We start from the raw sequence: 13,926 nt of genomic DNA, 5'->3' as shown, positions 1-13,926 counted from the left end.
CAGTGCAAATCAGCGCAAACTGCACCGATGAGATTGAAGTGAAATGAGGGACGCTATTGGCAAGCTAAAACGGCAACGCGATAGGCAGTGTTGCGATCGCCGGTAATTCGGCTATTGATCTGGAAGGGTTGCTGACTGGTGGGTGTGCGGAAGGGCTGTTTGTAGAGGTAAAAACGCCGTGCCTGAATGGTACGATTCACTGCTTTAGAAGCGGTGTTGTCGTTATATTTGAGATTTACCTCTATGGTGTAACGCTGATTGTTTTCAGGAATCATTTTGCCAATATAGCTGCTGAAGCTTGTGCCTGTTGGCACCAAAAAATCAACATTGGCGTTTGAGTTATTGGTCTCAATCACCTTCCGAATCACGGTGTTTCTAGTCGTGACTTCTCTTAAGTAGACACAGCTTGGAGGTGCAGCAGGAAAGGGTTGTGCTTGTGCGGGTTGAGACAACATCGTTACTGCTGTCGCAAGACAAAGCGTGGTTGTAGTGGTCAAAAGTTTTTTCATTAATTAAACCTCTGAACCAAAGTCTTCCCGTAGTTTTGCTTCTTGTTCAGCGGATAAGTTGGATTGAATCAATTCACCTTTTTCTGCGTCTTCAAATGCCGCTTCCACTTTGTCTACGGTGACTTGACCCGTTAGCAAAAATAGGGCGGATGTTCCCTCGGTTACTTTGCTTTGAACATCTTTGATGAATCCGTCGTTAATGCCATAGTCTGTAAACTTGCCGGTAAGGGCACCCGTTGCAGCACCGATGAGCAAACCAAACAGCGGCACGAAAAAGATTAGACCAAACAACATACCCCAGAATGCGCCGCCGAGGGCACCGGCTCCAACCGTGTTAAAGGCTTGGTTGGTTTTAGGACTTTTCCGTCCCACAGGCCAGGATACGATCGCAGCATCCAAAACTTGAACAATCTGTTGTTTCTGTAAGTCTCCTAACTTCTTCAAAGCGTTCTCTGCGCCATCAACGGTACTAAATTTCCAAACGGTTAAAGTAGACATGGTTTTTCCTAGGTTAATTGGTGGTTAATTGGTGATTAAGGTGCTTTTCTTTTTACCTATTCAGTTCCTTAACACTGCAATAGGGTGACGATTAATCTTCATGATTCCATCCCAGCAAGTTAGAAACTTGAGCAGATAGAGTAGAAGGATTAAACGGCTTGGCGATCGCTCCAGCAAATCCCATTTGGTGAAGCTGACTTAGTGTAAACCAACTTGCTCTCGCAGTAATCAACAAAATTGGGATGGATTTGGCAATTGAATATTGCTTCAACTGTTCAAGAAATATCAAAGCATCTGTTTCTGAAGTTGAAGCATCTAACAAAATCACATCAGGACAGAGAGTTGTACATAAATCAACTCCCTCTTGAATAGAGTTCGATAGAGCAACTCTCCAGCCGCCAAACTCGATTAAACAAGTATGTAAAACCTCGCGAATACTGGCTTCATGTTCAATCAACAAAATTGATTTATTAGGCATGAGCAACACCCTTTTGCCAAAAAAGGGGCAACCCTTATTTAAGTGATTGATTGAGAAGTTGCTTAAGCCTTTCTTCAACCTGAGAATGTTGATCGAAGTTTAATTGCAAATCTTCCAACACTTGTCTGGCAACCGCCACCATTACCTGTGCGGAAGTATAATCGTGCTCGTAAAGCTTTTGCAAAGCTTCACTTAAAACATTGATTGAAATTTCAACATAACTAATTTTGGATGAGTCATTGTTAAACATGACAGAAACAAATGGGACTTTGTTGAACTCACTCGTCCCTTAGAGTAGACCAAGAAAATATGAAACTAATAGGAAAACCTAGATTTTCGTGGTGTGCAACTAAAGTCAGCCCACTCTGGGGGATCTAAAAATCCCTCTCCCGCTGTGGGAGAGATTTGGGGTGAGAGGAATCAGGAATAGCTGCACATCGCGTTTAGTATAAGTATAAATAAGGTATCTTCTCACCGCTAAGCATTCTTCATGGCGATCGCCCTGCCCAAAAAACTTCGCAACTTGATTACCAATATTCCTTTGCGTGGGGTGCTGGTTGTTCCCTTCGTATTGCAAACCGTGGGAGCCGTGGCATTAGTCGGCTACTTGTCTTACCAGAGTGGGCAAGAGGCGGTTACAGATCTAGGACAGCGATTAGTCACAGAAACTAATGAGCGCGTGACGCAAGAACTCAAGACCTATCTGCAAACACCGATATTAATTAATCGGTTGAATGTAGATGCCGTTAATCAGGGGCAGATTGATCTTCAGAATACTCCAGCCCTGGAAGCAGCTTTGTTCAATCGATCTCAGCAGTTTGATCAGGTGTCGGCGATCTTATTTGTCAATCCTCAAGGCACGTTTAGATTAGTTGAACGGTTTCCGACTTTGTATTTAGGCATTGCTGATCCGCCTCGTCCAGACCAAATTCAGATTTATCGCCTAGACAAGCAGGGCAAGCGGGGAGAACTCGTTCATGTTGACAATGGCTTGGATGTTCGACGCGATCGCCCGTTCTATCGACGAGCCGTGACAACGGGAAAACCGGGCTGGAATCCGATTGCCCAGTATGGCACTGCGAAGGAACTGACTTTAGATGCCTCACAGCCGGTTTATCAGCGTGATACGAATCGTCTCCTAGGAGTTTTTGCAGTTCATCTGCGGCTAGATTATTTAAGTGAGATTCTGCATCGTTTAGAGATAAGCCGCTTTGGTCGAGTTGTGATCACTGATCAAAACGGTGCCCTAATCGCCACATCCCTTAAAGAAAAACCCTACACAATTAGTGCTGTTCCTGGAAAGCCAGATCAGTTCAAGCAACTGAAGATTGAGCAAAGTCAAGATGGTTTGACCCGATCGCTGGGGGAATATTTGCGCGATTTCCGTAGGGATTCTCCTTCGGAGACGCTTCGCGAACGTTTCACGAATCGCCCCAACGCATTAGCGCTGAATCAACCCCAATACCTAGAATTTCACCACAATGGTGAACTGCAAAATGTAAAAATCACACCCTTTCAAGATCAACTTGGGCTGAATTGGCGAATTCTGACGGTGATTCCTAGATCTCATTTCACGGCACCGATTCAGAATCATACTCGCACCACGGTTTTGCTCTGTCTATTAACGCTGGCTGCCGCGATCGCCCTAGGATTGCTGACCGCAAACCGACTCAGCGCCCGCTTTACCCAACTCAACCGGGTCAGCCGCGAACTGGCAGACGGCAATCTCGACCAAAAACTACCCACCGATACCCTAATTCACGAGTTGAACAGTCTGGCAGAGACGTTTAACCAAATGTCAGACCAACTACAACAGTCCTTTGATCGCACCACAACCGCCCTAGCAGAATCTGAAGAAAGATTCACCATCATCTTTCGCTCTAGCCCCGATCTGATCAGCCTCACCACCTGGGCAGAGGGACGCTGTGTGAAGGCAAATAACAGCTTTTTTGAGGTGCTGGAGTATTCCCGTGAGGAACTAATCGGGCAGCGGTTGGTGGATCTGGGAATTTGGGGCGATCTGGGCGATCGCATCCGTTTCCGCGAAACGTTGCAGCAGGATGGATCGGTTCATAATCTGGAAGTGCAAAGTCATACCCGAACGGGACAAATTAAAACGCTTCTGGTGTCTGCCGAACTGATTGAAATCAGCGGTGAAACCTATGTGCTGGGCATTGGCAGAGATATCAGCGATCGGGCACGGCTAGAAAGCGAACGCAAGCGCGTCGAAGACGAACGCAAACAAACAGAAGCAGCGCTGAGACAAAGCGAAACCCTCAATCGCACAATCTTAAATGCCTTGCCAGATTTAATTATTCGGATGCATCGAGATGGCACCTACTTAGATTTCAAAACCACCACTGCTTTTCCCATCGAGTTCCCCAATTTAAGAAAAGGGGAAAACATTCGCAATATTCTGCCGCCAGAAGCGGCACAGCAGCGACTAGATGCCGCAAACACCGCATTGCAAACCGGAGAAATTCAGGTCTATGACTTTCCACTCTTCGTGCAAGGACAGCACCTCTGGCAAGAAGCGAGGATGATGCCACTCGACACCGATGAAGTACTGGTTGTGATTCGCGACTTGACCCAACGCCACCAAGTAGAAGCAGCGTTGCAACTGAGTGAAGTTCGCTATCGCGGCATTGTAGACGATCAAATGGAACTCATTTGCCGATACCAACTAGATGGTACGCTCACCTTTGTAAATCAAGCTTACTGCCGTTACTTCGGGCTAGACCCAGAGACGGCAATTGGCAGCAGTTATCAGCCCATTGTGTTTGAAGCAGACTGGAATAGAGTCGCTCAACTGCTCAATTCCATGAGCCTGGAAAACCCGACAGTGACCATTGAAAATCGAGTTTTCTCCCATGGAGCCGTGCGCTGGACTCAGTGGAACAACCGGGCAATCTTCGACGAGCAGGGACACCTGATTGAATTCCAGTCGGTTGGACGCGATATTAGCGATCGCAAAAATGCAGAGGCAGCACTGCAAGAAAGTGAAGCTCGATTTCAAGAGATTGCTCAAACCATCAATCATGTGGTCTATGTGATATGTGTGATCACTGGGCAGTATCTCTACATCAGCCCATCTTACGAAAGACTATGGGGTTACTCCTGCGAAAGCCTCTATCAAAATCCAAGATCTTGGCTCGATCGAATTTATCCTGAAGATCTAGAGTACGTTGGGGGGGCGTTCAATCAACTCCTCTCTGGCAACCAGACGCGCATACAGTATCGCATCATTGACTCGAATGGCAACGTTCGCTGGATTCGGTCAGAATCTTTGATTATCTACGATGACGACAGTAATCCTTTGCGAATTGTGGGGGTGGCAGATGATATTACCGATCACAAACAGCTAGAAGACTCACTGAAACTGAGTGAAGCTCGCTATCGTGCCATTGTGGAGGATCAGATAGAACTGATCTGCCGCTTCCAACCGGATGGTACGCTCACGTTTGTCAATGAAACCTTCTGTCGTTATTTTGGGTTAGACCTCCAGCAAGCGGTCGGCAGCCGTTATATGCCGCTTATTTTTGAAGCAGATCGGGAAACGGTCGCTCAGTTAATCAGTTCCATGAGCCAGGATACCCCCACCGTGACGATCGAAAATCGGGTTTTTTCCCACGGAGAGTTACGTTGGACTCAATGGAATAGTCGGGCGATTTTTGAGCAGGGACACTTTATTGAATTCCAATCGGTCGGACGCGATATTACCGATCGCAAACAAGCCGAAGCTGAAATTCAGCAGCTTAATCAACAGCTAACTGAGCGGGTTAACGACCTACAAACCCTGTTTGAGGTGCTGCCTATTGGGGTGGCGATCGGGGAAGATCCAGAGTGCCGATTTGCTCGGATCAACCCTTGTTTATCTGATATCCTGCGAGTGCCACTCGATGCCAATGCTTCCCCAAGTGCCCCGGTCGCCGAGCGTCCGGCTTATCGAGTGTATCGAGAGGGTCAAGAACTCTCGGTCGAAGACTTGCCCATGCAGTATGCATCCGCCCACAACATTGAGGTTAGGGATGAAGTAGTCGAGATTGTCCATCCTGATGGCACAGTGATCCAATTGCTTTCCTATGCTTCTCCGTTGCGGGATGAGCAAGGCAAGGTGAGAGGATCGATTGGCGGATTTGTAGATATTAGCGATCGCATACGAACTGAAGCAGCCCTGCGGGATAGTGAAGAGCGGTTTCGCAAGGCGTTTGATGATGCGCCCATTGGCATGTCTCTTATTTCATTAGCGGGGCGGTTTCTCAGGGTGAATGATTACTATTGCAACCTCGTTGGCTACACTGAAGAGGAGCTACTCAAGCTGACTTTCCAGGACATTACCCACCCGGAGGATCTCAAGGAAGATGCCCATGGGATTCACCAGATGCTAGTGGGTGAGATTCGATCATTTCAAATGGAAAAACGCTATATTTCCAAGCTGGGAACAATAGTTCCAGTATTAATGAGTACCGCTCCTATCCGCGATCTCGGTGGTCAACCACTCTACTTTGTGGGGCATATTCAAGACATTCGCGATCGCCTAAAAGTGGAACAAATGAAAGATGAGTTTGTTTCCGTAGTCAGCCACGAACTCCGCACGCCCTTAACCTCAATCCGAGGAGCGCTCGGCATTTTAGAATCAGGTATTTTCAGCGATCGCCCTGAAAAAGCTCAACACATGCTAAAAATCGCGCTCAACAACAGCGATCGCTTAGTGCGGCTAGTCAACGATATTCTTGATTTAGAACGATTAGAATCGGGCAAAGTTCAACTGGTGATGGAGCCTTGCCAAGTTGCCAATCTGATGCAACAGGCAGTAGACAGCGTTCAGGCGATCGCCGATCAATCAGCCCTCATCCTTACTGTCACGTCCCTTTCTACAACCCTGTGGGCAGCCCCCGACGCTATCATACAGACCCTCACCAACCTCCTCAGCAACGCCATCAAGTTTTCCGCTCCCGGCAACACAATTTGGCTCAAAGCAGAGTTGCAAGGAATAGAGGAGTGGAGGCGTGAAGGCATGAAGGAGGAGAAAGGTGAAGGACGAGAAGTATCACCCCTCTACCCCTCTACCCCATCTCCCTCCCTCCTCTTCTCCGTCACCGATCAAGGGCGCGGCATTCCGGCAGACAAACTCGAACTCATTTTTGAACAGTTTCAGCAGGTTGATGTATCCGATTCTCGCGAGAAAGGAGGAACTGGATTGGGGCTGGCAATATGCAAAAATATTGTCCACCAACATGGCGGTCAAATTTGGGCAGAAAGCACCCTCGGCAAAGGCAGCACCTTTTATTTCACAGTACCTGCTATATGTCTAAGCAAATCCTGATTGTGGATGATGATGATGATATTCGTGATGTGGTGCGCGTATCGTTGGAAGAATTTGCAGGTTGGCGGACGATCGCTGCATCATCTGGCGTTAAAGGGTTAGAAATCGCCAAGACGAATGCTTTGGATGCCATTCTATTAGATATATCAATGCCGGATATGGATGGGTTTCAAATGTGTGAGAAGCTTCAGGCAGATCCTCGCACTCGGTCAATTCCAGTCATTGTGTTAACAGCTAAACTATTGGCGAGCGATCGCCAGCAATTTTCAGGGCTAGCCGTTGCAGGCATCATCACCAAGCCTTTTAACCCGCTAACCATTTGGAGCCAAGTCGCCGAAATATTGGGTTGGAACACTTGACACTCCCACGCCTAAAGGCGGCGACTTTCCCGATTTCCCTCACCCTAAGTCCCTCTCCCAGAGCGAAAGAGGGACTTTAACTTTTGATCCCTGACCTCCAACTCCTGACCCTTCTTCTCCTAGGAGATCGGGGCGTTGATTAGCGGTTTAGCTAGGGCTTGCTTTAATTCTCCTAGTAAATGAGCGAACTGGTTGATTAATCGCGGTTCTTGGCTCAAATCTTTTTCTAACAAGTTTTCCATGGTTTGGGCGATCGCTGAAGCTTTAATATAGCCAAAGGTGCCTAACCCGCCTGCCAATTTGTGGAGATCTGTTTTTGCAGTGTGCTGTTGATGCCCGTTGATCGTGCCAGATTGCAGCGATCGCGTGATGGATTCTAATAGGGCAATTCGTTGGTCTAACGACACCTGAAATTGCTCTGTAATGCGCTCAACTGCTGCAATTCCCCGCTGCGATCGCGCGTCGTTCCAATCATCATCCCAATTCCTTGCTGGAATGGATGCTGGAGCAATGTCTTGATTCTTTCGCTCTTCATCCTCCTTTGCCAGGGTTCTCTCTGGGATTGGGGCTGCTTTTAACCGATAACCCAGCCCATACACCGTTTCAATCATGTCACTATCAATCCCGACAACCTTCAACCGATGGCGCAAGTCTTTGATCAAATTAGTGACTGATCCTTCCACCGGTGTTTCCTCCATTGACCACAGGTGATCAATGATGGTGCTGCGGCTAAAGATGCGCTGAGGATAGCGGAGGAAGAGTTCTAAGAGGGTGTATTCTTTGGGACGAAGGGCGATCGGCTGGTGATTATAGGTGACATGCGCCGAAGCTGGATCAAAATGCAGGGTTCCCCAAGTCAAGATGGGAGACGCAGAAAGACTGCCACTACGCCGCATCAGGGCGCGCACTCGCGCTAACAACTGAGAGGCATCACTAGACTTGGCAACGTAATCATCTGCGCCCGCATCCAGCCCCGCAATGATATCCTCGTTCGAGTTTTTTACGGTTAGCATTAAGACTGGAGTTTGGCAGCCCTGAGCGCGGAGACGACGACACACCTCAACACCGTTTAAGGTCGGCAGTAGCACATCTAAGAGAATCAGATCATACTCCCACTGAGTGGCTAGCTCCAGTCCCGCTGCGCCATCTGCGATTAGATCGACGGCATAATGATGGGCAGAAAGCGTTGCGACCAGAAAAGCAGTGGTGTGTGGGTCATCTTCTATCAACAGAATTTTCATGATGTCTGATCTCATCCCTGTAAACCATGCCGTGGGCGATCGCAGAGCCAATATGGGATCGCTTTTGCTAGCTCTTTAGCCGTTTAATTGAGTCGGAATACTCGCTGTCTATATTTTGCTAACTTTGTAAAGTTTCAGCCAAATAATATCACTTTTCTTAACACCACAGCAGGTATTTTTCATTAAAAAATATAGGTCTCGTGCCTAATCTCGACCTTGCGTTAGCCCTGATCTCTGATTTCGCTGAAAGCTCGTTTACTTAAAGTTAAACTTTAGTGTACTAATCTGACTGTTTGGCAAAAGATGCCTTAATAATGAGTTTTAGTAGACTTGATTACAATTTTCCATATCTGCTGCCAAGGGATATCCGCAGTGGATTGTGGGCAAGCTTCAGCATTATTTTTCAAGACCCATTCGCCCGTACATTTTGTTGTGCCAAGCGGCAAGCAGTTGAGATTCAAGGCTGCTTCTGAAATGGCAACAACTTGCAGCATAGCGACGTGTTCAACTCTTTTCGTAAAGGGTCTTATCCCTAATGAGAATCCTACTCGTTGAAGATGATGAAGCAATATCGAGAGCGATCGAAATCATCTTGACTGAAAATCATTACGTTCTGGATATTGCCACAGATGGACAAATTGGCTGGGAATGTGTAGAAGCATTTACCTACGATTTAATTGTGCTAGATGTTCTATTACCCCGATTAGATGGGATTCAGTTTTGTCAGCAGCTTCGCGCTCAAGGCTGTCAAATTCCTGTTTTATTATTGACGGCTCAAAACTCTAGCCGCGATCGCGTCATTGGGTTAGATGCCGGAGCCGATGACTATATGGTGAAACCCTTTGAGCCGCAAGAACTCCTCGCTCGGCTGCGGGTTTTGTTGCGCCGCAAAGGATCTGTGCGACCGACGGTTTTAGAATGGATGACCCTGCGCCTTGATCCGGGTTTGTGCGAAGTGACCTACGATGAACAACCCGTGTTGCTGACTCCCAAAGAGTATCGCTTGCTAGAGTTCTTTTTGCGCCATCCCCAGCGAATTTTTAACCGCAGTATGATACTAGATCATCTCTGGTCTTGCGAGGAGGCTCCTGGCGAAGATACGGTCACAGTTCATATTAAAGGGCTGCGGCAAAAGCTCAAACAGCGAGGGGCACCTGCCGATTTGATTCAAACAATCTATGGGCAAGGGTATCGTTTGAAGCAGGCAACGGAACCGATCGCGCCTGCTTCTGCGCTGCCAGAATGGGTGAGAGAAGGATTGGTTCAGCAGAAAACTCGCGTCGGATTAGCCGCTGTCTGGGAAAAGTATAAGCGCTTGAATTGCGATCGCTGCTTAGTTTTGGAGCAGACTGGAGCGGAAATGTTAGTGGGCACCGTTAGCGAAGCGCAGTATCAACAAGCCTGTCGAATTGCCCATCAACTGGCGGGCGCATTAGGGATTTTTGGATTCACGGAAGGGTCTAGCTTAGCTCGCAGCATCGAACACATTCTGCAATCCTCATCGTTACCCACGGACAACAAAGCCGTGCATCTGCTGAATTTATTAGCTCAATTGAAAGCAACTCTACAGTCCCCACCATCCTTATACAATCAAGTGCCTCTATTTTTGGTAATCGATAACGATGCCGAATTAGTAGAGCAAATTTTTAACATGGCAGCGACTTACGGCATTGGTATGGAGTGGGTGGCAAGTTCAACGGCATCTAAGTCACACAATCGCGCACTGTCTATAGATGAGTCTATCAATGAATTTACAGACCAGCCGCAATCCTATTGTAGAAGCGAACCCGTACTGCTGCTGAATGTCACCTCTGAGGAGGAACGGCTGGCAATTTCGACAAGATGCAGCCCGCCGCCACTCGTCCTGTTTATCGCCCATCAAGACAATTTAGCCACACGAGTTAAGGCGGCGCGATTGGGTGCCCATGTGTTTTTAGGTCAATCGGATCTTCAGTCCTTGGCAATTCAGCCGACTACAGCCCCGCAATTGCATAGTGAATGCTCAACCAAAGCCCTGTCTGCTCAGGTGCTAGAGATGGTGAGGTGGGCACAAGCGCATATTTGTGTCACTACTGCCAAGGTGATGGTGGTGGATGACGACCCCCAAATTTTGGCAGGCATTCGAGCCTTGCTAGAACCCTGGGGGGTGCAACTGGCAACGTTAGACGAACCCCGTCAGTTTTGGCACATGCTCGAAGACTTTTCACCCGATTTGTTGCTGCTCGATATTCAGATGCCGCATTTTAATGGGATTGAACTGTGTCAGGTGTTGCGAAATGCGCCGCAGTGGGAAGATTTACCCGTGATGTTTCTGACCATGCATCTGGATACGCCTACCGTACAGCAGGCAATCGCGGCGGGTGGAAATGACTATGTGAGCAAAGCGACTAACGCGAAGGAATTAGTGACGTGTATCCTCAATCGCTTAGAACGTGCCCGTCTGCTTCGTCTATTTACTCCTCTGCCTCGCCTTATCTATGAATAGTCACTCGTCAACCCACCGAAAACTCGATCAGCCATCGCCCGTTGATTCATTGGAAATGCTGCTGCACCGGATGATGAACCGGATTCGGCATTCTCTAGAACTGCCCGAAATATTGGCGGGAACCGTGGCGGAAGTGCGCGCTTTTCTCGACACCGATCGCGTCAAGGTTTATCGATTTCATCCTGATGGCAGCGGTGAAGTGGTGGCTGAGTCGATTTATGAGCGGCAGTTGCCCTCCTTACTAGGGCAGCGCTTTCCAGCAGATGATATTCCCCTTGAGGCACGGGAATTATTTCTCAAAGCTCGACAGCGATCGATTGTGGATGTGGCAGCCCAGAAAATTGGGCTGAGTCCGTTGGATTGTCCCAAAACCGGCAAAGCGCTGGCAGCAGATGATATTCGCTTTCGCCCGGTTGATCCGTGTCATGTAGACTATCTGACGGCAATGGGGGTGCAATCCTCGTTGGTTGTACCGATTTTGCATCAGAATGAATGCCGAGATCAGCTTTGGGGCTTGTTAGTCTCTCACCATGCCACACCGCGCCAAATGACTCAGCGAGAATTGCAGGTGGTGCAGTTGGTTGCCGATCAAGTCTCGATCGCGATCGCCCAATCGATCCTGCTTGACCAAACTCGAATTCGTGCCGAGCAAGAATCCACGATCAATCGCGTGTCTTGGTTGCTGCACTCGATGACCGAGATGCAATTGCAACAGGCGCTAGAGCAAACGGTGAATGCTTTGAAGGGGAGCGGCGGCAGGCTGTATATTGCCGCCCAAAAATCGGGACAAGTAGCTCAGTTATTGACGGTGGGAGAGCAACCTGGCGATCGCTGGGCGGATGATTCAACCGTTCAAATTAGCGATGCCACTCTTAAGATTGAAGCTCATCCCCAGTGGCAACCCTGGCTCGAAACCCAGGTGGCTGTGACGGATGTCGAGAATGTTTGGGCGATCTCGGAGGTATTCAGTGCCGCCATGCCGTCCGATCTTGTGACTAGCTTTCAAACCGCAAAAATTTGCAGCCTCTTGATCGTGCGACTGCAATATCGCAAACAGCCGTTGGGCTACCTCAGTGTGTTTCGCCCACCCATAGATATTGAGACGCTCTGGGCACGGAAGATTGACCGCAATGATCCGCGTCAACTGCGCCCCCGGCAGTCGTTTGATGCCTGGTTGGAGTTAAAACCAGGACAGAGCCAAGAGTGGGCGATCGCTGATCTGGAACTGGCGCAAGCCTTGGGCAAACATTTTGCCATGGCAATTCATCACTACGCACTGTATCAACAAGTTCACGCCCTCAATGCCGATTTGGAACAAGATATTCAAGAGCGCAAACAGGTGGAAATTAAAGTTTTCGCCCTGAATGCTGAACTGGAACAGCGCGTGCTAGAGCGAACCACAGAACTGCAAGACATCAACACCGAACTGTTGCATGAAATTAGTGAACGCGAACGCGCTCTACGAGAACGTCAACAGGCAAGGGATTCTTTAAATCGGCTGAGTCGCCAAAATGAACTAATTCTCAACTCTGCCGGCGAAGGCATCTATGGCTTAAATCTCCAGGGTGAAACAACGTTTGTGAACCCAGCGGCAGCACGAATGCTGGGGCGTGAGGTTGAAGATCTGGCAGAACAATGGATGCACCCCATTTTGAATCACTCCAAGCCCGACGGCACTCCCTACCCTTGGGAAGATAGCCCGATTTTTGCTACCTTGCAAACTGGTCTGGTGCAGCACGTCACGGAAGACTTGTTTCGGCGGCAGGATGGATCAAGTTTTCCAGTGGAATATGTCAGTACGCCCATTCGAGAACAGGGCAAGATTGTGGGCGCGGTAGTCGTGTTCAAGGATATGACTGAACGGCAATTGATGGAACGGATGAAAGATGAATTTGTGTCTGTGGTCAGTCACGAACTGCGAACGCCATTAACCTCAATTCGCACGGCTTTGGGAATGCTGGCACAGGGGCATCTCGATACTCAGCCGGAGAAAAGTCAGCGCATGGTGGAGATTGCATTTTCTAACACCAATCGCTTGGTGCGATTAATTAATGACATTCTGGATTTAGAGCGGATCAAATTTGGCAAGACCGTCATGCAAAAACGAGCTTGCAACGTCGCTGATTTGATTCAGCAATCCGTTGATGCAATGCGGGCAATGGCAGAAAAAGCGGAGATTACTTTGTTAGTAAATGCGATCGCCGTTCAAGTTTGGGTTGATCCGGATCGCATCATTCAAACCCTGACCAATTTGCTCAGCAACGCCATCAAGTTTTCCCCCGCTGGCACAACGGTTTCGGTCACATCGGAGAAACCGACTGACCCGTTTTCTAAACCGAATATCGTGATCATCGCGGTTGAAGATCAAGGGCAAGGTATTCCTGAAGATAAGCTGGAAGCGATTTTTGACCGATTTGAACAACTGGATGCCTCCAACGCTGGACATCAAGGCGGCACTGGGCTGGGGCTTGCCATTTGTCTGAGCATTGTGCAGCAAAATGGCGGACAGATCTGGGTAGAAAGCACAATCGGAAAAGGGAGTACCTTTTATTTCACGTTGCCGCTGTACCGAAAATAGGACGACCCTAATGATTAGGCGAATTTTGATTATTGATGATGAAGATGACATTCGTGAGGCAACTCAAGTTTGCTTAGAGGTGACAGGCGATTGGGAAGTGTTGACGGCAAGTTCCGGAAATGAAGGGTTACTCAAAGCGGCGATCGAACATCCCGATGCTATTTTGTTGGATGTGATGATGCCGGGAATGGACGGAATTATGACGTTTCAGGAGTTGCAAACTAATCCAGAAACTCAAAATATTCCCGTGATTTTGTTGACTGCCAAGGCTCAAACGGCAGAACAACGCCAACTCACTCAACTCAACGTGGTTGCGGTGATTACGAAGCCTTACGATCCGTTTAGCTTGTCGGCTCAAGTGATTCGAGCGATCGCCTAAACTCTTCTCCTCTTCATCAGTTCTTTAGATTTTTTGCCTATTCTGTGAGTGCAATTATTCACGGGTTAAACTT

Annotated in this window: 11 protein-coding genes; 5 read left to right on the top strand and 6 right to left on the bottom strand. The window is 48.3% G+C overall.

The genetic code is table 11. The features are described from left to right. Positions 1 to 53: 53 nt before the first annotated feature. The 4 genes from AC1S5B_RS08200 to AC1S5B_RS08185 all read right to left on the bottom strand — a co-directional run bounded on the left by AC1S5B_RS08200 (position 54) and on the right by AC1S5B_RS08185 (position 1,735). A complete protein-coding gene (locus AC1S5B_RS08200; protein ID WP_482035187.1) occupies positions 54 to 509 on the bottom strand; it encodes a hypothetical protein in 456 nt (151 codons plus the stop codon). Between the two features lie 3 nt (positions 510 to 512). After that, on the bottom strand, positions 513 to 1,007 hold the full coding sequence (locus AC1S5B_RS08195; protein WP_482035186.1) for a DUF1269 domain-containing protein: 495 nt from the start codon (positions 1,005 to 1,007) through the stop codon (positions 513 to 515). A 91-nt stretch (positions 1,008 to 1,098) separates the two neighbouring features. Continuing rightward, positions 1,099 to 1,485, bottom strand: a complete 387-nt coding sequence (locus tag AC1S5B_RS08190; protein WP_482035185.1) for a response regulator — start codon at positions 1,483 to 1,485, stop codon at positions 1,099 to 1,101. A 34-nt stretch (positions 1,486 to 1,519) separates the two neighbouring features. Further along, positions 1,520 to 1,735: a hypothetical protein gene (locus AC1S5B_RS08185; protein WP_482035184.1), complete on the bottom strand. Its 216-nt coding sequence runs from the start codon at positions 1,733 to 1,735 to the stop codon at positions 1,520 to 1,522. 240 nt (positions 1,736 to 1,975) lie between these two features. Here AC1S5B_RS08185 and AC1S5B_RS08180 point away from each other — a divergent pair, with 240 nt between their 5' ends. Together AC1S5B_RS08180 and AC1S5B_RS08175 are read left to right on the top strand one after the other, a co-directional pair. Next, the gene (locus AC1S5B_RS08180) at positions 1,976 to 6,811 is read left to right on the top strand and encodes a PAS domain S-box protein (protein WP_482035183.1); all 4,836 of its coding nucleotides are present in this window, start codon (positions 1,976 to 1,978) and stop codon (positions 6,809 to 6,811) included. Continuing rightward, on the top strand, positions 6,793 to 7,170 hold the full coding sequence (locus AC1S5B_RS08175) for a response regulator (RefSeq protein ID WP_482035182.1): 378 nt from the start codon (positions 6,793 to 6,795) through the stop codon (positions 7,168 to 7,170). The genes AC1S5B_RS08180 and AC1S5B_RS08175 overlap by 19 nt, the downstream gene beginning before the upstream one ends. 119 nt (positions 7,171 to 7,289) lie before the next feature. Here the strand turns inward: AC1S5B_RS08175 and AC1S5B_RS08170 are convergent, their stop codons facing one another. Then, complete coding sequence (locus AC1S5B_RS08170) at positions 7,290 to 8,411, bottom strand: response regulator (protein ID WP_482035181.1); 1,122 nt, start codon at positions 8,409 to 8,411, stop codon at positions 7,290 to 7,292. 308 nt (positions 8,412 to 8,719) lie between these two features. Beyond that, complete coding sequence (locus AC1S5B_RS08165; RefSeq protein ID WP_482035180.1) at positions 8,720 to 8,905, bottom strand: hypothetical protein; 186 nt, start codon at positions 8,903 to 8,905, stop codon at positions 8,720 to 8,722. A 41-nt stretch (positions 8,906 to 8,946) separates the two neighbouring features. Between AC1S5B_RS08165 and AC1S5B_RS08160 the strand changes: the two genes are divergently transcribed. From AC1S5B_RS08160 to AC1S5B_RS08150, 3 genes are read left to right on the top strand one after another with little or no spacing between them, the layout of a single operon-like run. Beyond that, positions 8,947 to 10,896 (top strand): response regulator, encoded by a 1,950-nt coding sequence (locus AC1S5B_RS08160; protein WP_482035179.1) that lies wholly within the window; start codon positions 8,947 to 8,949, stop codon positions 10,894 to 10,896. Then, a complete protein-coding gene (locus tag AC1S5B_RS08155) occupies positions 10,889 to 13,474 on the top strand; it encodes an ATP-binding protein (RefSeq protein ID WP_482035178.1) in 2,586 nt (861 codons plus the stop codon). Before AC1S5B_RS08160 ends, AC1S5B_RS08155 begins: the two co-directional genes overlap by 8 nt. 10 nt (positions 13,475 to 13,484) lie before the next feature. After that, a complete protein-coding gene (locus AC1S5B_RS08150) occupies positions 13,485 to 13,853 on the top strand; it encodes a response regulator (RefSeq protein WP_482035177.1) in 369 nt (122 codons plus the stop codon). Positions 13,854 to 13,926: the final 73 nt, after the last annotated feature.

Source organism: Leptolyngbya sp. CALU 1928, from assembly GCF_056784215.1.
The sequence above is the reverse complement of the archived record's forward strand: the minus strand, read 5'-3'. Positions and strand labels throughout refer to the sequence as shown.

Excerpts from the sequence above, each read along its gene's own strand:
- AC1S5B_RS08200 (WP_482035187.1), bottom strand. The coding sequence starts at position 509 with ATGAAAAAACTTTTGACCACTACAACCACGCTTTGTCTTGCGACAGCA.
- AC1S5B_RS08195 (WP_482035186.1), bottom strand. The coding sequence starts at position 1,007 with ATGTCTACTTTAACCGTTTGGAAATTTAGTACCGTTGATGGCGCAGAG.
- AC1S5B_RS08190 (WP_482035185.1), bottom strand. The coding sequence starts at position 1,485 with ATGCCTAATAAATCAATTTTGTTGATTGAACATGAAGCCAGTATTCGC.
- AC1S5B_RS08185 (WP_482035184.1), bottom strand. The coding sequence starts at position 1,735 with ATGTTTAACAATGACTCATCCAAAATTAGTTATGTTGAAATTTCAATC.
- AC1S5B_RS08180 (WP_482035183.1), top strand. The coding sequence starts at position 1,976 with ATGGCGATCGCCCTGCCCAAAAAACTTCGCAACTTGATTACCAATATT.
- AC1S5B_RS08175 (WP_482035182.1), top strand. The coding sequence starts at position 6,793 with ATGTCTAAGCAAATCCTGATTGTGGATGATGATGATGATATTCGTGAT.
- AC1S5B_RS08170 (WP_482035181.1), bottom strand. The coding sequence starts at position 8,411 with ATGAAAATTCTGTTGATAGAAGATGACCCACACACCACTGCTTTTCTG.
- AC1S5B_RS08165 (WP_482035180.1), bottom strand. The coding sequence starts at position 8,905 with ATGCTGCAAGTTGTTGCCATTTCAGAAGCAGCCTTGAATCTCAACTGC.
- AC1S5B_RS08160 (WP_482035179.1), top strand. The coding sequence starts at position 8,947 with ATGAGAATCCTACTCGTTGAAGATGATGAAGCAATATCGAGAGCGATC.
- AC1S5B_RS08155 (WP_482035178.1), top strand. The coding sequence starts at position 10,889 with ATGAATAGTCACTCGTCAACCCACCGAAAACTCGATCAGCCATCGCCC.
- AC1S5B_RS08150 (WP_482035177.1), top strand. The coding sequence starts at position 13,485 with ATGATTAGGCGAATTTTGATTATTGATGATGAAGATGACATTCGTGAG.